Below are 21815 nucleotides of genomic sequence, written 5' to 3'. Positions count from 1 at the left end.
GATATTTAGTTTGACTTTTAAACTAATTGATAATACAATAAATGTATAAAAAAGCTGCTTAAAATCAGAAAAGAGGGCTATTGATGTTACCTGCTTATGTGAGAATACATGATCAAATAAAAAAAGATATTGACGAGGGTATTTGGGAGATTGGCGAGCGTTTGCCAAGCGAACGTGATCTTGCTGAAACTTTCGAGGTCAGCAGAATGACCCTACGCCAAGCTATTACGCTTCTGGTGGAGGAAGGGGTGCTAGAGCGTCGAGTCGGTAGCGGGACTTATGTCGCAAGCACTCGCGTGCAGGAAAAAATGCGCGGAACAACTAGTTTTACAGAAATTATGAAGTCTCAAGGGAAAATACCGTCCAGCCAGCTGATTTCCTACCGTCGGACGCTGCCTAGCGAGCGAGAAGTCGAAAAGTTGGGCATCCATAAGACAGAGAACATCATCCGTATGGAACGGGTTCGCTACGCTGACGATATCCCCGTTGTCTATGAAGTTGCCTCGATTCCAGAGAAATTTATAAAGAATTTCAAAAAAGAAGAAGTGACCAGCCATTTCTTCCAGACCTTACAAGAGCACGGCTATAAAATCGGCAAGTCCCAACAGACCATTTACGCCCGTTTGGCCAAGGAAAAAATCGCTAAATACCTAGGAATTCCCCGTGGTCACGCTATTTTAGGTCTAACACAGGTTTCTTATTTTGATGATGGAACGGCCTTTGAGTATGTAAAAAGCCAGTATGTCGGCGAACGCTTTGAGTTTTATTTAGAAAATACATGATTACATAATTTAAATTACGTTATAAAACTGTCAATCGGCAGTTTTTTTATAATTCTCCATTTTCAAACCTATCGAAAGAGTGGAGTTTAAAGGGATTATTTGGTATAATATTCTTTATGGAAATTGAAAAAACAAATCGAATGAATGCTCTGTTTGAGTTTTACGCGGCTTTGCTGACTGACAAGCAGATGAACTATATTGAGCTCTACTACGCAGATGATTACAGCCTTGCTGAGATTGCTGAGGAGTTTAATGTGAGCCGCCAAGCTGTCTATGACAATATCAAGCGGACAGAGAAAATTCTGGAAGACTACGAAATGAAACTGCATATGTACTCTGACTATATTGTCAGAAGTCAGATTTTCGATCAGATTATGGAGAAATACCCTGACGATCCCTATTTGCAGGAGCAGCTTGCGGTTTTGTCCAGCATTGATAACCGAGAATAAAACGGATAGAAACCTGTCCATTTCCATCATTTGATAATTAAGAGGAGAAATATTTATGGCATTTGAAAGTTTAACTGAACGTTTACAGAACGTCTTTAAAAATCTTCGTAAGAAAGGGAAAATCTCTGAAGCGGATGTCCAAGAGGCAACCAAAGAGATTCGTCTAGCCCTCTTAGAGGCCGACGTTGCCCTTCCTGTTGTAAAAGACTTTATCAAGCGCGTCCGCGAGCGGGCCGTAGGGCATGAAGTTATTGATACTCTAAATCCAGCTCAACAGATCATCAAAATCGTAGACGAAGAGCTAACAGCCATTCTGGGTTCTGATACTGCCGAGATTATCAAGTCACCAAAGATTCCGACTGTTATCATGATGGTCGGTTTGCAAGGGGCTGGTAAAACGACCTTTGCGGGTAAATTGGCCAATAAACTCAAGAAAGAAGAGAATGCTCGTCCTTTGATGATTGCGGCGGACATCTACCGTCCAGCGGCTATTGATCAGTTGAAAACACTGGGGCAACAGATTGATGTGCCAGTCTTTGCCTTGGGTACCGAGTTTCCAGCAGTAGAGATTGTCCGTCAAGGTTTGGAGCAAGCCAAGGCTAATCACAATGACTATGTATTAATTGATACGGCTGGTCGCCTGCAAATTGACGAGAAACTCATGCAGGAGCTGGCTGATGTCAAGGCTTTAGCACAGCCAAATGAAATTCTGCTGGTTGTCGATGCTATGATCGGTCAGGAAGCAGCAAATGTAGCCCGTGAATTTAACAATCAACTCGAAGTGACCGGGGTTATCCTGACCAAGATTGATGGGGATACCCGTGGTGGTGCAGCTCTGTCAGTCCGTCAGATTACTGGCAAACCAATCAAGTTCACTGGTACCGGTGAAAAGATTACTGATATCGAAACCTTCCACCCAGACCGTATGTCTGGCCGTATCCTCGGTATGGGGGATATGCTGACCCTGATTGAAAAGGCCGCTCAAGAGTACGATGAGAAGAAATCTCTTGAAATGGCTGAAAAAATGCGGGAAAACACCTTTGATTTCAACGATTTCATCGACCAGCTGGACCAAGTGCAGAACATGGGTCCTATGGAAGAATTGCTCAAGATGCTGCCAGGTATGGCCAATAATCCTGCTCTTAAAAACATCAAAGTAGATGAAAAAGAAATTGCCCGTAAACGTGCCATCGTATCCTCTATGACACCAGCCGAGCGGGAAAATCCAGACCTGCTTAACCCAAGCCGTCGTCGTCGGATTGCAGCTGGTTCTGGTAATAGCTTTGTCGAAGTCAATAAGTTTATCAAAGACTTTAACCAAGCTAAACAGATGATGCAGGGCGTCCTATCTGGAGATATGAACAAAATGATGAAACAGATGGGGCTCAATCCTAACAATCTGCCTAAAAATATGCCGGGTGGCATGCCGGATATGTCAGCTTTAGAAGGCATGATGGGCCAAGGCGGTATGCCTGATTTATCTGCTTTAGGCGGAGCAGGTATGCCAGATATGAGTCAACTTTTTGGCGGTGGCCTCAAAGGAAAAGCTGGAGAATTCCTCATGCGCCGCAGCATGAATAAAATGGCTAAGCAAATGAAGAAAAACAAGAAAAAACGGAAGTAATCGCAAACAAGTTACATAATTTAGTTTATGTAGCTTGTTTTGTACACTTAGGAAAAAAGAAATGAAAAAGTTTATTAAGTATCTAATTCGGCTTTATAACGACATACAAGCGAAGCTCACTTCCCATCCCATCAGCCATCTGCCCTTTAGCAAAGTTGATATTCAGCCAATTATCATGATTCCGGGTAGTTCAGCAACAGAGAATCGTTTTAACAAAATGGTTAGAAAGCTCAATCACGGCCAGCATCCTCACCATAGTCTCATTCGTATCAAAGTCTGGAATGACGGCCACATGACTTATCGTGGGCATTTGAAGCGAAAGGACAGAACCCCCATTTTTGTGGTTGGTTTTCAGAATAATTGCGATGGTTACAAAAATATCAAGAAGCAGGCTGCTATGTTCAACGCTGCCATAACTGTTTTACGAGAGAAATATGCTTTTACCAGCTTTAAAGGGTTGGGGCATTCTAATGGAGGTCTAATTTATACAGTATTCCTACAGCAATACCTAGCAGACCATTCTGGGTTGGGGGTGGAAAAGCTCCTGACTATTGGTAGTCCTTATAATCTGAATAAGAAAAATCTCAATCATCGAGTCCCAATGCTAGACGACTTTGTAGCCAACCAAGGAAAACTGCCTAAGAAGCTGCAGCATTTATCGATTTTAGGAATATTTTTCCGAGATGGCGATGGCATCGTTCATAGAAGCAGTGTAGAAGCTGGGAGCCTGATTTACAAAGGCAAAATTGCTTCATACAGAGAGGCTATCGTCATAGGCAAGGCTGCCCATCATTCCTCTCTGCCGCAAAATGGTCAAGTCATTGGTTTAATTAGGGAGTTTTTGTTCTAATAATTATATTACATAATTTTATTTTGGTAAAAAATTTAGAAAGACAATAAAACAATGAAAATGACAGACATTCTTCATAGGTATTATGGTGACTTTGATCTGATAAAAGAAAAATGGAATGAAGACTATGAAGGCATTTTGATTAAGCCGAAGGATAATCAAGAATACAAAAGATGCCGTTTGGCAAAGAAAACACCTAAAAAAGAAGGCTACTTTACAGTCTTTTGGAAAAAAGACCAAGACAACAAGAATATTCCTTATACCGATGAGGACTTGGGTGATGAACTGCTGATTGTCGTGATAGACGGCTGTCATTGCGGTTTATTTATCATTCCCAAAGAGGTGGCTATCAGTAAAAAAATTCTCTCTACAAAGGATTGTAAGGGAAAGATGGCTATGCGTTTTTATCCATCCTGGTGTACAAATTTAAATAAAACTGCTCAGGCAACACAAAAATGGCAACAGGATTATTTTCAAAAAATCGAATTAGAAGAATAAGTTTCAGGTAAAACAAGACAGAGTTTAATTTCTCAATTTTGTCTTGTTTTTGTGCATTGACAGTCAAAAATATAATTCAAGAAACCTGATTCTGCAGCATTCTTATTTATTTATTCCCCACTTATTTGTCATTTTTTATGGACAAATAAGTGGGGAATTTGTGCATTATTGACAAAAAAGTTGATAATTTATGCACTGAAAAAACCTTAGCTTTATAAATAGTTGATAATTTTTGCTCTAAGTGTTATATTGATTTTAGAAAGCGTTTCCTTTTATATAAGCGAGGGTTTGTTTATGTTAGATATTAAACCAGTGAAACCTAAATTTTCAGCAACAAGATCATATGGAAACAATAGATATATTGTTTACAGCCCTAAACTTGGAAGAGAAGTTATTCTTTATAGCAATCTGGAGTATTATTGCTTTTTAATATTGGAGTTTGATAGCAATGTATCTTTTTACTGTGAGCAACCTGACTTACATATTGCCCGATTTATTAATCAGAAGAGTAAGAAGTCCGTTGTGGATTTCATAAAGGAAGATAAAAATGGTATAACCATCATTGAATGTAAACATAGTTCAGATTTAGAAAAAACAAAAGTAATAGAACAGATACAGGTTCAGAAAGAGTGGGCGATTTTAAAACAGTATTCGTATGAAATTTTCACAGAAAAAACAATACACGATAAACAAACGATGTTGGCAAATTTCAAAAAACTACACACTGCTTTATTACAATATTCAATAGACGAGCAGGCAACCAAGAACGGTGTAATCATCCTTTTAAAGGAGCTGGGGACATTATCGATAAAAAAACTAATAGCTTGCTGTCCTAACACCTCGGAAAAAAATATCTTGCCAATACTATCTTTCTTATATCACACTGGTAAGATATCAATAGAAATAACGAAGTCCGAACTTAACTTAGAGACCGAGGTGAGTTGCTGTGAGAGATAAATTGAAACAGTTTAATGTTCCGGAAGAATACCTTAACACAGACGCGTGGGAACCTGTAGAGATATCAAATCTGTCTGATAGTGAGAAAGAGATATTTTTGCGCAAGAAAAATGCTATCGATCTATATTTGTCCACTAGTCTCACTATTAAAACAATATCTGATGAAACCAACATGTCAGCAAGTAAAATCTATCGTTTGGTAGAGCGCTGTCTGACACAAAATGGCGATGGATACATCTATGGTTACTCAGCTCTCTTACCCTATACCAGAATCAATAGTAATCGATACAACAAATTCAAAGAATTTATTATACAATATCCTGTTCTGAATGAACTAGTTATCAAAAGATTTAAGCTACATAAATTTAATCAAATTTCTAATTTACAAACTATTCACCGTTCTTTTTTAAGGTGGTGCTATAAAAATAATATCACTGACAATGAATATCCATTTACATTGTCAGATAGGGGATACAAAGCTTTATTGAGATATTATAAGGAATGGTCAGATATTCAAGATAGGTTAAAAGCATTATCTCAAACTACTCGTTTAACTCTTGAGCAACTTCCTACTTCGTGTGGACTTCCTCTATCTGAAGTAGAAGTAGACGGACATCGAATTGACGCTTACTTCATTACTGAATTTCAGACTCCTTCAGGAACTTGGAGAGAGGCAATCATTGAGCGTCCATGGATTTTGTGTGCTATAGATCGTTCTACACGATGCATCTTAGGATATGAGTTGGTTTTAAAACCAGAGTACGATTCGCTTGATTTAATTTCATGTATTGAAAATAGTATTATTCCGACTAATCGTTTTTCTTCTGAAAAAGACGATAAACCAAAAGCCTTTCCAAATCAAATATTTTCAGATATTGAATATGCACTTTTTGATGAGCTTCATTTAGATAATGCTAAAGCTCATCTAAGCGACTCATTTTTGAATACTCTTGTTAATAAACTTGGAATTAAAGTTTGTTATGGGAAGGTAGCAGAACCGACACGACGTGGAATTATTGAACGCTTTTTTAAAACTTTGGAAGAAAACAGTTTCCACACTCTGCCTTCAACAACCGGATCTTCACCAAAGGATCCTAGGCGTCACTCTCCTGAAATGCAGGCTCAAAAATATCGTATTTCTGTTGAAGACTTGGAAAATATCACATTCTCGACGATATTACACTATAATAATACTCCTCATAGTTCACTCTATGGTAATTCTCCCTTAGAGGATTTTAGACAAAAAAAATAAATAAGTTATTTACTTACCTTCCAATTCCATTAAGGGACGGTTCTGAACTCCATACTGCTAAATATTCAAGAAAAGTAGTAGCTAATGGTGACAACTATCTCCATCTTAATTTTGCTGGAGCCAAATATACCAGTTCAAAACTAGCCAATGACAAGTCAATACTAGGACAAACATTACTTCTTCAAATAAATTTAAAAGATGCTCGCGTCATTAAAGCATTTTATTCAAAAGGAAACTATTACGATGATTTATTCGTAGAGAAAAAATGGCGTGGACGAAAGCACTCTTTGAAAGAGAGGAGAATCATCACAAAATTAGCTCGAGAAGGCCATTTTTCACAACTCAATCAATCTAACATTTTAGAAAGCTATGATAACTATCTTTTTAATAAGCCAACCGTTGATAAAAAAACTGCTTCAAAAATCGCTGAACATCTAAAGGAAACTGCACCCCCTTTAGAGCTCAAACAACAAGTAAAAAAATCTGATAATATGAGTGGAGAGAAAGAAATTGACAGCCTTAGAGCATATCGGAAATTAAGAGGAACGCCAATAGAAATAAAAGGTCTTAATTTATAGAAAAGAGGCTAATAATTATGGTTGTAGAGCATCCTATTGAGACAGGTAATTATTTGATTCCTACACCCCAAATCCAAGAACTAACAAACACAATACAATGGTGGCTGGAGAATCGAATCACTGGAGCCATCATTTATGGAAAACCTAGAGTTGGAAAGACAAGTGCTCTGAAGCTAATCAGCGAATCGCTTTTTAAAGCTAATTATAACATTCCTTGTTTTTATGTATCAGCAATTCGTGAAATAAAACCATCAGAATCATCATTTTACACAACTCTTTTAAAGGCAGTCAGCCATCCTAAACCCAATAATCGTAATAAAGCAGCTAAAAGGATACAATTACTCGACTATCTTATATTAGTAGCTAGAGAAAGTCAGCAAAGTAGATTAGTTCTAATTATTGATGAGGCTCAAAATCTAACAGAATACCATTATGATTGGCTGATTGGCATTTACAATGAACTATATCATAGAGAAATCCAGATGATTACCCTTTTGATTGGTCAAGAACAACTCAACACGCAAAAACAAAGTTTCCTGGAGATGGGAATGACACAAATAGTGGGACGTTTTATGGTTGATTCAGTATCTTTCTATGGTATAAAAACAAAGGACGAAATAACAGATATACTGAGTGCATTTGATTCCAAAATTGAATTCCCATCAGGATCAGGAGTATCTTATACAAACTACTATTTCAAGTCAGGTTTAAAGCTAGCGAACTACAGTGATAATCTATTTACTGCTTTAAAAAATATCAATTTGGCTTATTCAATTGGAAACGATGAGATCCCCTTATATAGTTTTATCCCCATTGTTCGCGAAGTCTTACTGCAATGTGGAGATTATGGACGTGCATTACAAGAATTATCTATTGACACTTGGGAAGAGGTCATTAAATCAACAATGTATATCACATGGATGAAAACACTATGATTATTGGAGAAAAATATCTACAAATAGACTCACATTTAAGTAATTGGTGCGTTTTAGAAAGATATAAAAGACTATTTCACATTACAGGTGATTTTTACAAGAAATTTGAAGAAACTTATTCTATTGACCTTAATAACCGTAGAAAACAACTATCAGAGGAACTGTTTAAGGATTTCATTTACGGAGTTCCTTATTATAAGAGTTTGAGATTTTGTCCTGTATGTATCTCTCAAGGAATACATTTGTATGAGCATCAAGCGATGGTGCATCAACACTGCGTGTTACATCCTGATGTAGAACTACAAGTCACGTGTTCAAGCTGCCAGAAGTCAATAAATCTTTACCAAAGCCCCTATAGAATGCACATTCCAGCTTTCTCCTGCACTTGCGGCCATAAATTTTTAAAATACGATGACTTAAATGATCTATTAAACTTTTGGGAAAAAGAATTCCCCATTGATAGGAGTAGTAGCTATTTTAAAACTTCTCATTATAAGCATTATCCTGATTATTTCGAACAAGTTGATCAGCATTCTCTAACTCAGCTTTATAAAGGGAACTATGACTTCAATTTCAAACAAACTATAGAAGTACCATTTGGAGTGGTAAAACGAGGAACATTTAAAACACGTCGTGATATCATCAATAGATCATTTAATAACTTTTTATCAAGAGCTTTATATTTGTTTCCGAGACAAGTCATTTGTCAATTTTTAGTAAACTATCTTCATCTGAGCATGAAAGCATGTTTCGGTCTAGAATTATATAGCGATGAGGCTGAATACTATTTAAAAGTACTAAGAAGATTGGACGGAGATAAAATTGATTTTCTTCCTGTAAGTTATAAGCAATTGGATTGCTATAATGATTTTATTTGGAGCATGTCGACTAATTTAATATTAAGCAATGCTGTCGTACATAATTGGTTTATTTATCACTTTATTCAATACCTATGCTCAGAACAAATAAGAACAATCACCTGCACTGATGTACTTTGGAATCCATTTTTATATGATTGTCAGATTGATAAAGAAAAAAGCATCATCATTTTAAGTGTTCAATATAAATCAGAAATCACAAATAAAAGTCTATAGGTGTAAAATAGTACATAAATTATCCCAATTTTTATCAAATTTAGAGACAGTAAAGTAGGTAATTTGTGCACTGAACTAAGCAAAAATGAGTTGAAAGTGCATAAATTACCCAGATTTTTGTCAATTTTTAGAGACAGTAAAGTGGGTAGTTTATGCACTGAGATCTAGGATTATCCACATTTGTGTCAATAGTTTATCTGGTTTTTTGTCTATGCACAGTTTTTATTATCTATTTTGTAGTAAAGTTAGATTTCTTACTTCTCTCTATCATCTTTCCGAAAAACTATAATTTTCTTGAAAAATATATCTAGATATGCTATACTACTATTATAGAAAAAACGGAGAAATATGATGAGACGTGAACTGTTATTAGAAAGAATTGATAAACTCAAAGCTACTATGCCCTGGTACGTTCTAGAGTATTATCAGTCCAAGCTGGCGGTACCTTATAGTTTTACAACCTTGTATGAATATCTCAAAGAATACGATCGATTTTTTCGCTGGGTTTTAGACTCCGATATTTCTGACGCTTCAGAGATTGCTGAGATTCCTCTCTCTGTCTTGGAAAATATGACTAAGAAAGATATGGAATCTTTCATTCTATACTTACGGGAGCGGCCGCTCCTCAATGCTAATACGACCCAAAACGGTGTTTCCCAGACAGCCATCAATCGGACTCTTTCGGCTTTGTCCAGCCTCTACAAATATTTGACTGAGGAAGTTGAAAATGAGCAGGGTGAGCCCTACTTCTATCGAAATGTGATGAAAAAAGTTGCTACTAAGAAGAAAAAGGAAACTCTGGCTGCTCGTGCAGAGAATATTAAGCAGAAGCTCTTTTTAGGGGATGAAACCGAGGAATTTCTCCAGTATATTGATACAGAGTACCCTAAGAAGCTCTCTAATCGCGCCCTGTCCTCTTTTAACAAGAACAAGGAACGAGATCTAGCCATCATTGCCTTGCTGCTAGCCTCTGGTGTTCGTCTGTCTGAAGCCGTCAATCTGGACCTAAAAGACATCAATCTCAAAATGATGGTCATTGAAGTAACTAGAAAAGGCGGGAAAAGGGACTCTGTCAATGTCGCTGCTTTTGCCAAGCCCTATTTAGAGGAGTATCTGAACATTCGAAGCAAGCGATACAAGGCCGAAAAGACGGATACAGCCTTCTTTTTGACGGAATACCGTGGTACTCCGAATCGAATTGATGCTTCCAGTGTCGAAAAAATGGTAGCCAAGTATTCTGAGGACTTCAAGGTGCGAGTGACGCCACACAAACTCCGGCATACGCTTGCTACACGTTTATATGATGCAACAAAATCTCAAGTTCTCGTCAGTCATCAGCTAGGGCATGCTAGCACTCAGGTAACGGACCTCTACACCCACATTGTCAATGACGAGCAAAAGAATGCTTTGGACAAACTATAGTTTACAGAACTAAAATTATGACACATGCAACAGTAAATGCTCTATGATGTTTTGTTCATAGAGCATTTTTACTTAACTTAAATAGTATTTAACCGAATCACTTCATCAGCCTTTTCCCAAATCGCTGGGTTATGCGTTGCAATAATCATCAAACGGTCTGGCTTTTTCAATGATAACAGCAAGTTCATAATTTCTTGTGAGGTTTCGGGATCGAGTGCTGCAGTCAGTTCATCCGCCAAAATCAAGGGAGGATCCTTGAGGATGACTTTGGCCAAGGCGACACGTTGCGCTTCTCCGCCTGATAATTCGTAGATTTTTTGATCGAGTGCGAGATAATCCAATCCGACCTTTTCTAAGACTTCTTCTTCTCGCTGCTTCTTCTCTTGTTTAGTCCATTTTTGCCCAATCAATCCAAGTTCTAAATTGGCAGCTACGGTTTCGTTTTCAAGAAGACCAAAGTTTTGAAAGAGATAGCCTAATTCATTTTTGAAAAAGTGATGAGATTTGATTTGCTTAAGCTCTTGCCCTCGGTAGCTGATGCTTCCCTTATCATAAGGTTCCAGCTTAGCCAGAATATTGAGTAGAGTTGTTTTGCCACAACCACTATTTCCGATTAGCGCATAGACCTTTCCTGCTTCAAATTGCAGATTGATATCCTGAAAGACAATCCGTTCTCCAAATGATTTTGTCAGGTGTTCTATATTAATCATATTAGGCTCCTTTCAGAATAATGGGCAAGAAATACTCTTCTTTATGCGAGCGGTAAAGGAGAATCAGCCATGCATTAGTCGCAAATAATAAGAGCGTGACGAGAGCGATCCACCATTCCTGTGTGAGAAAGAAAATCAGGACACTACCTAATAGCAGCATAGCAATCTCTGATAGGAGCATGCTTTGGTGAATTTTCAAAAAGTCCATACCCGCAATCTTCTTCAGGAATATCGGTCTTCTAAACTCTTCAAAATAGAGGAAATTCATGGTATTAAAGAGTAGAATGGAGGTCGCCATTCCGAAGATACCTCCAGCAATGGCCATGAGGTTCTCTAATTGAATGGATTGCATCATCTGCTGATAGACAGCTGCTGCATAGTCATATTGACTTACGTTTTTTTCAAGCCCATGCTCAGCTACTAGCTTCTTGCTTTTTTCGAGTCCATCAAAATACAGATAAGAATTAAGTTGAGAGAAATAAGGATTGTCGTAGCCACCAAAGCTTTTAGGTCGAACAACAATCAAAATCGGATCGGTCAAGAATTGCTGATAATTCATAGGTGTATTGTTATAAATAAAGCGTTTTTGGTTGTTAGGAAGATAGGTCACCCGTGCTTTCATGGCTAACTGGCTCTTTCCTTGTTCATCTCTAGGAGTCAGATAATCTTCGTAGCGTTTTTTCAACTCCTCTTCTTGACCCTTCAACTTTTCAGGGAGCAAGAGTCCAAATTCTCCAGCTTGCAAGTGATTCAAGCGCTCTTTTTCCTCAGGGGAAACTGAGATCCTTTGGATATCGAGATAATTTGGAGTGACATACAGGGTATTTGCAAGAGGATCGTAATCTGTGATTGAAAGATCTCTACCTGTTCTAGGATCGTTCATGAAGCCTTTTGAATTAAAAGATACGAGCTGATGATAGACCAAGAGACCACCTTTTTTGATGCCAGACTCGATTAGCTTAGTCCATTTGGCTCTGTTTTCAATTTGCGTCTCTTTGTTTGTATTCTGTGAAAAATCCTCCCGATTTACACCAATTTGAACCCAATTCGTCTCTTTAGACCAAGCCACTTTCCCCTCTTGGTAAGTCTGCCAGACAGAACCATAGATACTGACCCGATGGATAGCAAGGCCAATGAGAGCAACAGCTAGAAATTGACAGGTAAAGAGAAAAACTAAAATCCTTTTTACTGGAATTTTCCCTTTTAAAAGGCTAACCAAGTGCACCGTCTGGATGCTGAATGCAAATATAAAGGACAGGAGAGCAGATACGATGAGCAAGAGCGTATTATAAATGATACTACTTGAAATAATGAAGGAATAGGCAAAGGGGGTTAATTGTAAGCAATAAATCAAAATGGATCCTAAGGCACTGGCTCCAATACATCCTAAAAGCAGCTCTCTGCTGTCTTCCATGAGAGAACGTCCAAAGAGTTGGTACCGTCTCATCCCTGCAATATAACGAATCCCTGCACTCCTCAATTCAAGTGTTTTTTGAATAATGGCCAATGCACTAAAGCTAAGAATAAAAATAACCAAGGCTAAGGATTGGGAACCGGAACCAAAAAATGCCATAAAATTCTGCAAGAGATTAGGCTTATTCATGAAAGTCTTTGAGAAACCAAGTTCGTGTAGTTTTTGATCCAACTTTTCGAGTGGTAACTTCCCTGATAGGATATAGTAATTGGTAAGCAAACTCTCCTTTGAAGCGAGTTCTTTCTCTGTTTTTTTGATGCCTTTTGGAAGCTCTCCCCCTCCGTAGAGATCGTAGGAGAACTTGACCTGACCTTGCGAATCCGTTTGTTGAATCTGGCGAGCGATTACACTATTGCTTTCCCTCGCTAACTGATTCAAGTTTGCCGAAAGCTCCTCATAGGTGACGTTCTTTTCTTGTTTGAGAACTCCTACCACAGGGAGACTTCGGTGGATGAGCGTATTTGGTGAGATAAAGGCAATCCAAAGAAGAAAGCTGGTGACAAAAAGATTAGAAAAGATAATAAAGACTCGTTTCATAAGATCACACTTTCTAAAGAGAGATACTTCAAGTTTTTCAAACGACTTTATCCATCTATATAATACCATGAAAGTAATATATTAGAAACTATTTATATGTAAAAATGAATTTAGAAAAAGATCCGCAAAAGCGAATCTCTTATAGTTTTATCCTACTACTGCTTCAGCGATTTCTTCACGGCTGATACCAGCAAAGTAGCGTGTAATATCAATAGTTTCTAGAGCTTTAAGGACATCTTCGCGTTCGTATTTCACTCCACGAAGGACATCTTCTACAGCTGCAACGTCTTCGATACCAAAGAAGTCTCCATAAATCTTGATATCTTGGATTTTTGATTCAATGACGTTGGCAAAAACTTCAACCTTACCGCTAGTGAATTTTGTTCCTCGACGGACGTTAAATTCTGGTGATTTACCGTAGTTCCAGTCCCAAGTACCGAACTTGGTATCCTTGATACGGTTGATTTCCGCCAATTCTTGCTCAGAAAAAACGTATTCAGTCATCTCTGGGTACTCTTTTTTCATGTATTCCAATAGCAAATCACGGAATTCTTCAACTGTGATTTTTTCAGGTAATTCATCGATAATATTGGTTACACGGGCACGGACGGATTTCACGCCTTTTGATTCAAATTTGTCTTTTGAAACCTTAAGGGCGTTAGCAAGGACTGACAAATCAACGTCAAAGAGCAAGCAACCATGGTGCATGATACGGCCATTGATATAGGCTTGGGCATTTCCACAGAATTTCTTGCCATCAATCTCAAGGTCGTTACGGCCTGTGAATTCAGCCTTTACACCGAGTTGAGCCAAGGTGTTGATAACGGGAGTTGAGAAGCTCTTGAAGTCAAAGGCCTTGTTTTCATCTTCTTTTGAAATGATGGTGTAGTTGAGGTTGTTAAGATCGTGGTAAACGGCTCCACCACCACTAATACGGCGGACTACCTCAATGCCATTTTCTCGAACATAATCACGGTTAATTTCTTCGATAGTGTTCTGGTGACGCCCGACAATGATAGATGGTTTATTTATCCAAAGTAGGAAGATTTGATCCTCATCCAAAAGGTGTTTAAAGGCATATTCTTCCAAGGCGATATTAAAGGCAGTGTCGTTTGAATGATTGATAATATATTTCATGATATCCCTTTATACGATAGAGACTGGAAAATACCTTTCCAGTCTAATCTATCTTCAATTTATTTTTTCTTAGGTGAATGGATGGCCATTCCTAGTACATCTGCAAATGCTTCGTACATAACTTCAGAGTAGGTTGGATGTCCGTGGATGGTCTTCAGCATTTCCTCAACAGTGATTTCCATTTCGATGATGCTTGACGCTTCGTTGATCAATTCTGCAGCTGAAGGACCAATGATGTGCACACCAAGGATTTCTCCGTATTTCTTATCGGCGATAACTTTTACGAAACCTTGAGCAGCATCAGAAGCAATCGCGCGACCGTTAGCTGCAAAGTTAAATTTACCGATGGCAACATCGTATTTCTCACGAGCTTGTTCTTCTGTGAGACCTACTGCTGCTACCTCAGGAAGAGTGTAGATAGCTGCTGGAGTCAAGTTCAATTTGGCAACAGCATGATTTCCTTTGAGGGCATTTTCAGCTGCTACTTCACCCATGCGGAAGGCTGCGTGCGCCAACATCTTAGTGCCATTGATGTCACCTGGTGCGTAGATACTTGGAACAGAAGTTTCCATATATTCGTTGACCTTGATACGGCCACGATCCAATTCAAACTCAACATCGCCAATACCTTCAAGGTCTGGAACACGACCGATTGAAAGAAGGGCTTTGCTTGCGATGATATCGTCTTTTCCTTCAACCTTGATACGAAGTTGACCATTTTCCTCGATGATTTCTTGGAGTTTTGTACCTGTCAAGATAGTCATACCTTTGCGTTCCAAAATCAAGCGAAGGTTCTTAGAAACTTCCGCATCCATAGCTGGCACGATACGGTCCATCATTTCGATAACAGTCACTTTTGAACCAAATGTCATGAAGGCTTGGCCGAGTTCGATACCGACAACGCCACCACCGATGATTACTAGGCTTTCTGGAACTTCGTTCATTTCAAGGATGTCATCGCTGGTCATGACAAGTGGAGATTCCATACCAGGGACGTTGATCTTGCTGACTTTTGAACCACCAGCAAGGATGATTTTCTTGGTTTCAAGCAATTCTGAACCATTAACTAAGACATTCTTATCTTTAGTGATGGTACCAACACCCTTATGAACAGTAACTCCGTAGCTACGAAGGAGACCAGCAACACCACCTACCAAGGTATTGACAACCTTAGACTTGGTTTCAAGGAGTTTATCCATATCAACGGTGAAGTTAGGATTTTCGATCACGATACCACGGTTTGCTGCATGACCGATGTTTTCGATGATTTCAGCGTTGTGAAGGTAGGTCTTAGTTGGGATACAGCCACGGTTCAAGCACGTTCCACCGAGTTCAGATTTCTCAACAAGGGCAACCTTACCACCGAGTTGGGCTGCTTTAATGGCTGCCACATAACCGGCAGGACCACCACCAATCACAACGATATCAAAGGCATCATCACTCTTACCGTCGTCGTTTGAAGCACTAACTGCAGGTGCAGGACTAGCTTCTGGCGCGGCAGCTCCAGCTGTTGGGATGTTCTCCCCTTCTTCACCAAGGTATCCAATGACTTCCGTTACAGGGACAGTTTCACCATCACCTTTGAGGATGGCAATCAAGTAGCCATCTTCTTCGGCTTCCAATTCCATGCTGACTTTGTCAGTCATGATTTCCAAAAGGATTTCTCCTTCTTTTACAAATTCACCGACTTTCTTATTCCATTGGACGATTTGTCCTTCTGTCATATCCACGCCGGCTTTTGGCATAATTACTTCTAAGGCCATGTCTTACTTCCTTTATCTAAAACTCTAAAATAATAATAGCTGACTTAAACCAACATTGAGATTGGGTTCTCAATCAAGGCTTTCAAGTCTTTCATAAACTTAGCACCAGCCATACCATCTACGACACGGTGGTCAATGGTTAATCCTAGACTCATAATTGGTCGGATAACAATCTCACCATTGACAACTACAGGTTTCTCAACTGTTGAGCTAACCCCTAGGATAGCTGAGTTTGGTTGGTTAATAATAGGACCGAAGGAATGAACACCAAACATTCCCAAGTTACTAATTGTGAAGGTTGAATTTTGCAGTTCGCTTGGAGCCAATTTACCATCCAAGGTACGACCAATCACATCCTTAAAGGCTACGACCAACTCCGAAAGACTTAATTTCTCAGCATTGTAAACAACAGGTGTCATCAAGCCATTATCCATTCCCACAGCCATAGCAAGGTTGACATAGTTGTGAGTGATAATGGTCTTGCCGTCTTCGGTCAATGAAGCGTTGATGTATGGGTGCTTCATCAGTGTCTTAACAACAGCGAGAGAAAGCAAGTCAGTAACCGTAATTTTCTTACCAGTTGCTTCCATGATTGGCTCAAGAACCTTCTTACGAAGCGCCAACATTTCTGACATATCGACATCGTAGTTGAGCGTGAAGGTTGGCGCAGTTAAGTAAGATTCAACCATACGTTGGGCGATAACCTTACGCATTGGTGTCATTGGAATACGCTCAATCTCACCATAAGGAGTGATATTGTCTGGAATTTCTTCCACTTTTTCGATCTGAGCAGGAGACTTGATGGTATCATTTTCGATATTTTCAGGAAGCAAGGCCAAAACATCCTTCTTCATGATTTTACCACGATGACCCGTTCCTTGGATTTCCTGCCAAGCAATATTATGTTCGAGGGCAATTCGTTTTGCAAGTGGCGAAATGCGAACCACATTTGTGTCTTTATAAGTTTCCACGTCTTCTTTGTGGACACGACCGTTTGCACCTGAGCCAGAAACGTCGTAGAGGTTGATCCCTAAATCATCCGCTAACTTTCTAGCCGCAGGAGTCGCTCTTAGCTTATCATCAGCCATGACCTCTCCAATTCTATACTAAGATATTAAGGACGAAGAAGGCAAGGAAAAAATAGGAGATTGACGATGTGTTCGATGAACACAAGGAAATCTATCTTTTTTTCGCAGACCTCCGTCCGAATTCAATTACATGATACAAAGGGCATTAAAAGCGACTGAAAAATAGAAAATCGACACTGGCTTCGATGAAACCAAGGTAAATTATCTTTTTTCTGAGCTTTTAGCCCACACTAAATATAAATATTAAAAGTACTTATTAGGACCTCTACACAAGATTAGATTAGATTACATAAAATAATCTATGTAATCTAATCCATGAGAAAGCCTTTTCTTTATTATACCTTATTCTTTATGATATGTCTTCCGAATAGCGTCTTTGATGCTTTCAACAGTCGGAATCATCGCGTTTTCCAAGTTTTGTGCATAAGGCATTGGCACATCTTCACCTGCACAACGGCGGATTGGTGCATCTAGATAGTCAAATGCTTCAGATTCAGCAATAATCGCTGAAATTTCACCAATAAAACCGCTAGTTTTGTGGGCATCATTTACCAGAACAACCTTACCAGTCTTCTTAACAGAATTGATGATAATATCCTTATCAAGCGGCACCAATGTACGTGGGTCAACGACTTCTACAGAGATACCTTCTTCTGCCAATTCTTCAGCTGACTGCATGACACGGCGCAGCATTTTTCCGTAGGTAACAACTGTTACATCAGTACCTTCTTTTTTGATTTCGCCAACGCCAAGCGGAATAACATACTCAGGATCGACTGGCACTTCCCCTTTTTGGTTAAATTCAGACTTGTACTCAAGAATGATGACTGGGTTGTTATCACGGATAGAAGACTTGAGCAGTCCTTTCATATCCGCAGGTGTACCTGGTGCCACAACCTTAAGTCCAGGGATATGCGTAAACCAAGACTCTAGAGATTGCGAGTGCTGGGCTGCGGAACCCACTCCATTACCAGCCGCACAACGAATGGTCATCGGAACTTGCCCTTTACCACCAAACATATAACGTGTTTTAGCCGCTTGGTTGACGATATTATCCATAGCAATTACAGCGAAGTCCATGAAGGTCATATCAACAATCGGGCGAAGTCCTGTCATGGCTGCTCCTGCTGCTGCTCCAGAAATCGCCGCTTCTGAAATCGGACAGTCACGTACACGCTCAGGACCAAACTCTTCCAGCATACCAACAGATGTTCCGAAATCTCCACCGAAAACTCCGACATCCTCTCCCATCAAGAGTACATTTTCATCGCGACGCATTTCCTCAGACATAGCGAGGATAATGGTGTCACGAAATGACATAGTTTTAGTTTCCATTTTCTTTTTTTCTCCTCTCTTTAGTCTGCGTAAATATCTTCAAAAGCAGATTCAAGCGGTGGGAATGGGCTTTCTTCTGCAAACTTTACAGACGCCTCTACTGCTTCTTTGACACTAGCTTGAATAGCTTCTAGCTCCTCCTCGCTTGCAATGTCATTTTCTAGCAAGTAGTTGCGAAGATTTTCAATGGGATCTTTTTTCTTCCATTCGTCTACTTCTTCACGAGTGCGGTATTTACCCGGATCAGAAGATGAATGTCCTAACCAACGATAGGTTACACTTTCGATCAAGACTGGTCCTTTACCACTACGAACGTGCTCGACAGCCTTTTGGAAGCCTTCGTAGACATCCAGAACATTATTTCCATCTTCGATGAACATGCCTGGGATTCCATATGCAGCGCTACGTTGATGGATATGTTCTACATTGGTCATTTTCTTGATATCCGCAGAGATTCCATAACCATTGTTAATGCAGTAGAAAATAACTGGCAGATTCCAGATAGAAGCCATGTTTACTGCTTCGTGGAAAACACCTTCGTTGGTCGCACCGTCACCAAAGAAGCAGACAACAATCTTGCCTGTCTTCTGCATTTGCTGAGTAAGAGCCGCACCAACAGCGATTCCCATACCGCCACCTACGATACCATTGGCACCAAGGTTTCCAGCATCCAGATCGGCAATATGCATAGAGCCGCCTTTCCCTTTACAAGTACCATTGTACTTACCAAGGATCTCAGCCATCATACCATTTAGGTCAATACCTTTGGCAATGGCTTGACCATGTCCACGGTGATTAGAAGTGATTAAATCATCCGGATTTAAAGCTAACATTGCACCAACATTGGCCGCTTCCTCACCCACTGAAAAGTGAGTCATGCCTGGAACTTTCCCTTTTTTTACAAGTTGTGCAATTTTTAAGTCCATACGACGGATTTCTTCCATCTTACGAAACATCTCTAATAAGAGAGATTTATCTAAGGTTGCCATTTCTTTGCCTTTCTAAAACCCCATTCAATCGAGTGTACGGGCAGCTGCAACTATTTAAGTTGAACTAGGACACCATGAATATCCCAAGCGCTCTAGCTGTCCTATCATTCCGAATGATACAGGGTATAAGCATTATTTATTTCCCTTCTATTCTAACGAATATTGTAAGCACTGTCAAAGTTTTTGCTCAAATTTTTTTACAAAGAAAAATCAGCATATCCCATAGATACGCTGATTGATAAAACAAAAATAAATATTTCACAAACTATTATGTTTAATTTTTTTGAATGGTTCAATAGATTCAAAACTAGATTTTCATTCTATTTCCGCAACGCTATTATATATGCTGACTGGATGTTCACCGCTATAAGGAAGCTATTTACTATAAAAGATCACTCTGCTTTCTTTCCAAAGTCAGTGATCATCTCTTCCATCTGCTCCCGACTTGGAGTGGTCAGCATGTAGAGGTAGTCTCCTTGCAACTCTGCAAAGGCCGCTGGCATGTCTTTTTTGACTTTAAAGTTATCTTGATATTTCTCTAACAACTCCGCCTCTGAATAGGCATAATGCGAGCTTGCGCGACGAGACGTTGCCAAGCAGAATAACGGCTCCATGTCTGATTCAGGGAAAGGCTCACCCGCAACAATATTCGCGTATCCACGATAGAGATCGATTGAGTGAGCGTAATTATAAACATCGATGGTAAAACCACCTGCTGGACGATTATTGTATTCGATAGCTATGTAATCATCGTCTTTGCGGAAAAATTCGATATGGAAAAAGCGCTCTTTCATGCCAAATGCTTGGACGATGGCCTCGCCATAAGCACGAAGTTTTGGATCCATCTCCTTGAGGACATAGTAAGAATTATCCATTTTATAAAGCATGAGGTCTAGCGGTGTGTAGGCGTAATCAAAAGTTGTTGAAAAGACAATATTTCCTTCGGAATCAATCAGGCCATCAAACGTACAGATCTCGCTAGAAGTCACAAATTTTTCAAAGAAATAGACAGTCTCCTGATCCCATTCTTCTTTAAAATGCTCGACATCCGCAGCTGTCTCAATCTTAAACGTGGCTGCAGCCCCTACCCCGTTGTCTGGTTTAGCAATCAGAGGAAGGCCGATTTTTTTGACAGCCTGATCTACATCCGATAGTTTTTTGACAACCTGACCTGGAACGACTGGCACACCAGCTTTCTGGAAGAGTTTCTTCATTTCAGACTTGAATTTTGTCTTTTTCAGGTCATCCGGCTTAGCTCCAAAAACGTTAAATTGTTCCCGCAACTGGGCATCTTGCTCCAGCCAGTATTCATTATGAGATTCGATGCGGTCGATCGGTCCATGTTTGTAGAAAAGGAAGGCTACCGCACGTTTCACTTCATCCAGATTTTCCAAATTGTCAACACGGAAATACTCTATCAAAGCGTTCTGAAGGCCTGGGCCTAACTGCTCATAGGGCTCCTGTCCGATACCAAGCACTGTAATGCCCTTGTTAGCCAGCTCAATCGTAAACTGCTGGAAATTTTCTGGATAATAAGGTGAAATAACAATATAATTCATAGTAAGACTTCCTTTCCACTTAACATTTTAGAGATTTAACTGGCTCAAGAAATAAGGCATCTGCTTGCGCCACCAAATCCAATCATGAGACACATCGTGACCCCATTCAGCAAACCAGGCTGGGATATTTTTGTGTTCGCAAGCTTCTTTCAGTGTGTAGAAGGAAGGCAGGCCATCCTGCTCCCAGTCGCCCAAACCGGTACAAACAATAATATCAGCTTGTCGATAGCGGTCAATAAACCAACCATCATTTTGGTTCCAGATATAGTCAGCTGGTGAGTTTTGATAAATGACTTCGTCGTTCAAATTGTCACCGACAAAGAAGCGTGCATCATAGACACCACTGAGGGCAATCACTTTATTGAAAACATCTGGATGCTGGAGGAAAAAATTGACGGCATGATAAGCGCCCATAGAGCAGCCTGTCGTCATCATTGGATCAAACCAGCCTGTCTTGTGTTTTATAAAAGGAATCGCCTCTTCAATAACATAACGCTCATAAGCACGGTGCATCTCAGCGCGGTCATGGGGATGTTTCCAGTCCGCCAGCCAGCTTTCGCTATCTACGCTGCTCAAGGTAAAAAATTGCACCTTCCCTGTCTCGATGAACCAAGAGCAGGCTTCAATCATGCCGAAGTCAGCATATTCATTGTGAGAACCGCCTGACGAGGCAAAGACTACCACTGGAATGCCAGCATGACCGTAACGATTGACATACATTTCACGGTTCAAATGACCGCTCCAATGACTTAAAAATTCTACATGCATTTGTTTTCTCCTTT

General features: G+C 39.7%; 20 protein-coding genes. 11 read left to right on the top strand and 9 right to left on the bottom strand.

Annotated features, from left to right (window positions below; genetic code table 11):
- Positions 1–83: 83 nt before the first annotated feature.
- The 11 genes from HMPREF9960_RS00530 to xerS all read left to right on the top strand — a co-directional run bounded on the left by HMPREF9960_RS00530 (position 84) and on the right by xerS (position 10441).
- Entirely contained in the window at positions 84–782 is a 699-nt protein-coding gene (locus HMPREF9960_RS00530) for a GntR family transcriptional regulator (RefSeq protein WP_005590306.1), read from the top strand.
- Positions 783–898: 116 nt separating this feature from the next.
- Positions 899–1231 carry a putative DNA-binding protein gene (locus HMPREF9960_RS00525; protein ID WP_005590307.1) on the top strand — a complete coding sequence of 111 codons (333 nt, stop codon included), beginning with the start codon at positions 899–901 and terminating at the stop codon, positions 1229–1231.
- Positions 1232–1286: 55 nt separating this feature from the next.
- Positions 1287–2855 carry a signal recognition particle protein gene (gene ffh, locus HMPREF9960_RS00520; protein WP_005590309.1) on the top strand — a complete coding sequence of 523 codons (1569 nt, stop codon included), beginning with the start codon at positions 1287–1289 and terminating at the stop codon, positions 2853–2855.
- Positions 2856–2916: 61 nt separating this feature from the next.
- Positions 2917–3705: an alpha/beta hydrolase gene (locus HMPREF9960_RS00515; RefSeq protein ID WP_005590310.1), complete on the top strand. Its 789-nt coding sequence runs from the start codon at positions 2917–2919 to the stop codon at positions 3703–3705.
- Between the two features lie 54 nt (positions 3706–3759).
- Positions 3760–4203 (top strand): MepB family protein, encoded by a 444-nt coding sequence (locus HMPREF9960_RS00510; RefSeq protein WP_005590311.1) that lies wholly within the window; start codon positions 3760–3762, stop codon positions 4201–4203.
- 294 nt (positions 4204–4497) lie between these two features.
- A complete protein-coding gene (locus tag HMPREF9960_RS00505) occupies positions 4498–5160 on the top strand; it encodes a TnsA endonuclease N-terminal domain-containing protein (protein ID WP_005590313.1) in 663 nt (220 codons plus the stop codon).
- On the top strand, positions 5150–6412 hold the full coding sequence (locus HMPREF9960_RS00500) for a TnsB C-terminal domain-containing protein (protein ID WP_005591959.1): 1263 nt from the start codon (positions 5150–5152) through the stop codon (positions 6410–6412). The genes HMPREF9960_RS00505 and HMPREF9960_RS00500 overlap by 11 nt, the downstream gene beginning before the upstream one ends.
- Positions 6413–6699: 287 nt before the next feature.
- Positions 6700–6990, top strand: coding sequence for a hypothetical protein (locus HMPREF9960_RS10715; RefSeq protein WP_005591924.1), 291 nt, complete (start codon positions 6700–6702; stop codon positions 6988–6990).
- Between the two features lie 17 nt (positions 6991–7007).
- Entirely contained in the window at positions 7008–7925 is a 918-nt protein-coding gene (locus HMPREF9960_RS00490) for an ATP-binding protein (RefSeq protein WP_005590317.1), read from the top strand.
- Positions 7922–9019 (top strand): hypothetical protein, encoded by a 1098-nt coding sequence (locus HMPREF9960_RS00485; RefSeq protein WP_005590318.1) that lies wholly within the window; start codon positions 7922–7924, stop codon positions 9017–9019. The genes HMPREF9960_RS00490 and HMPREF9960_RS00485 overlap by 4 nt, the downstream gene beginning before the upstream one ends.
- Before the next feature lie 351 nt (positions 9020–9370).
- Positions 9371–10441 carry a tyrosine recombinase XerS gene (xerS, locus tag HMPREF9960_RS00480; RefSeq protein ID WP_005591938.1) on the top strand — a complete coding sequence of 357 codons (1071 nt, stop codon included), beginning with the start codon at positions 9371–9373 and terminating at the stop codon, positions 10439–10441.
- Between the two features lie 77 nt (positions 10442–10518).
- On the opposite strand, the gene HMPREF9960_RS00475 is transcribed toward xerS, so the two are convergent.
- From HMPREF9960_RS00475 to HMPREF9960_RS00435, 9 genes are all read right to left on the bottom strand, one after another.
- The gene (locus HMPREF9960_RS00475) at positions 10519–11151 is read right to left on the bottom strand and encodes an ABC transporter ATP-binding protein (protein WP_005590322.1); all 633 of its coding nucleotides are present in this window, start codon (positions 11149–11151) and stop codon (positions 10519–10521) included.
- A gap of 1 nt (position 11152) precedes the next feature.
- On the bottom strand, positions 11153–13162 hold the full coding sequence (locus HMPREF9960_RS00470; protein WP_005591958.1) for a DUF1430 domain-containing protein: 2010 nt from the start codon (positions 13160–13162) through the stop codon (positions 11153–11155).
- Between the two features lie 147 nt (positions 13163–13309).
- Positions 13310–14299 (bottom strand): lipoate--protein ligase, encoded by a 990-nt coding sequence (gene lplA / locus HMPREF9960_RS00465; RefSeq protein WP_005590324.1) that lies wholly within the window; start codon positions 14297–14299, stop codon positions 13310–13312.
- Between the two features lie 59 nt (positions 14300–14358).
- Positions 14359–16062: a dihydrolipoyl dehydrogenase gene (gene lpdA / locus HMPREF9960_RS00460; protein WP_005590325.1), complete on the bottom strand. Its 1704-nt coding sequence runs from the start codon at positions 16060–16062 to the stop codon at positions 14359–14361.
- 44 nt (positions 16063–16106) lie between these two features.
- Positions 16107–17150, bottom strand: coding sequence for a dihydrolipoamide acetyltransferase (locus tag HMPREF9960_RS00455; protein ID WP_005590326.1), 1044 nt, complete (start codon positions 17148–17150; stop codon positions 16107–16109).
- A gap of 342 nt (positions 17151–17492) precedes the next feature.
- Positions 17493–18485: an alpha-ketoacid dehydrogenase subunit beta gene (locus HMPREF9960_RS00450; protein WP_005590327.1), complete on the bottom strand. Its 993-nt coding sequence runs from the start codon at positions 18483–18485 to the stop codon at positions 17493–17495.
- Between the two features lie 20 nt (positions 18486–18505).
- Positions 18506–19474 carry a thiamine pyrophosphate-dependent dehydrogenase E1 component subunit alpha gene (locus HMPREF9960_RS00445; RefSeq protein WP_005590328.1) on the bottom strand — a complete coding sequence of 323 codons (969 nt, stop codon included), beginning with the start codon at positions 19472–19474 and terminating at the stop codon, positions 18506–18508.
- A gap of 392 nt (positions 19475–19866) precedes the next feature.
- Positions 19867–21033 carry an ATP-grasp domain-containing protein gene (locus tag HMPREF9960_RS00440; protein ID WP_005590329.1) on the bottom strand — a complete coding sequence of 389 codons (1167 nt, stop codon included), beginning with the start codon at positions 21031–21033 and terminating at the stop codon, positions 19867–19869.
- 27 nt (positions 21034–21060) lie between these two features.
- The gene (locus HMPREF9960_RS00435; protein ID WP_005591929.1) at positions 21061–21801 is read right to left on the bottom strand and encodes an esterase family protein; all 741 of its coding nucleotides are present in this window, start codon (positions 21799–21801) and stop codon (positions 21061–21063) included.
- Positions 21802–21815: the final 14 nt, after the last annotated feature.

It is taken from the genome of Streptococcus cristatus ATCC 51100 (genome assembly GCF_000222765.1).
Taxonomy (GTDB): Bacteria; Bacillota; Bacilli; order Lactobacillales; family Streptococcaceae; genus Streptococcus; species Streptococcus cristatus.
This window is presented reverse-complemented; position numbering and strand designations above follow the sequence as displayed.

Excerpts from the sequence above, each read along its gene's own strand:
- HMPREF9960_RS00530 (WP_005590306.1), top strand. The coding sequence starts at position 84 with ATGTTACCTGCTTATGTGAGAATACATGATCAAATAAAAAAAGATATT.
- HMPREF9960_RS00525 (WP_005590307.1), top strand. The coding sequence starts at position 899 with ATGGAAATTGAAAAAACAAATCGAATGAATGCTCTGTTTGAGTTTTAC.
- ffh (WP_005590309.1), top strand. The coding sequence starts at position 1,287 with ATGGCATTTGAAAGTTTAACTGAACGTTTACAGAACGTCTTTAAAAAT.
- HMPREF9960_RS00515 (WP_005590310.1), top strand. The coding sequence starts at position 2,917 with ATGAAAAAGTTTATTAAGTATCTAATTCGGCTTTATAACGACATACAA.
- HMPREF9960_RS00510 (WP_005590311.1), top strand. The coding sequence starts at position 3,760 with ATGAAAATGACAGACATTCTTCATAGGTATTATGGTGACTTTGATCTG.
- HMPREF9960_RS00505 (WP_005590313.1), top strand. The coding sequence starts at position 4,498 with ATGTTAGATATTAAACCAGTGAAACCTAAATTTTCAGCAACAAGATCA.
- HMPREF9960_RS00490 (WP_005590317.1), top strand. The coding sequence starts at position 7,008 with ATGGTTGTAGAGCATCCTATTGAGACAGGTAATTATTTGATTCCTACA.
- HMPREF9960_RS00485 (WP_005590318.1), top strand. The coding sequence starts at position 7,922 with ATGATTATTGGAGAAAAATATCTACAAATAGACTCACATTTAAGTAAT.
- xerS (WP_005591938.1), top strand. The coding sequence starts at position 9,371 with ATGAGACGTGAACTGTTATTAGAAAGAATTGATAAACTCAAAGCTACT.
- HMPREF9960_RS00475 (WP_005590322.1), bottom strand. The coding sequence starts at position 11,151 with ATGATTAATATAGAACACCTGACAAAATCATTTGGAGAACGGATTGTC.
- HMPREF9960_RS00470 (WP_005591958.1), bottom strand. The coding sequence starts at position 13,162 with ATGAAACGAGTCTTTATTATCTTTTCTAATCTTTTTGTCACCAGCTTT.
- lplA (WP_005590324.1), bottom strand. The coding sequence starts at position 14,299 with ATGAAATATATTATCAATCATTCAAACGACACTGCCTTTAATATCGCC.
- lpdA (WP_005590325.1), bottom strand. The coding sequence starts at position 16,062 with ATGGCCTTAGAAGTAATTATGCCAAAAGCCGGCGTGGATATGACAGAA.
- HMPREF9960_RS00455 (WP_005590326.1), bottom strand. The coding sequence starts at position 17,150 with ATGGCTGATGATAAGCTAAGAGCGACTCCTGCGGCTAGAAAGTTAGCG.
- HMPREF9960_RS00450 (WP_005590327.1), bottom strand. The coding sequence starts at position 18,485 with ATGGAAACTAAAACTATGTCATTTCGTGACACCATTATCCTCGCTATG.
- HMPREF9960_RS00445 (WP_005590328.1), bottom strand. The coding sequence starts at position 19,474 with ATGGCAACCTTAGATAAATCTCTCTTATTAGAGATGTTTCGTAAGATG.
- HMPREF9960_RS00440 (WP_005590329.1), bottom strand. The coding sequence starts at position 21,033 with ATGAATTATATTGTTATTTCACCTTATTATCCAGAAAATTTCCAGCAG.
- HMPREF9960_RS00435 (WP_005591929.1), bottom strand. The coding sequence starts at position 21,801 with ATGCATGTAGAATTTTTAAGTCATTGGAGCGGTCATTTGAACCGTGAA.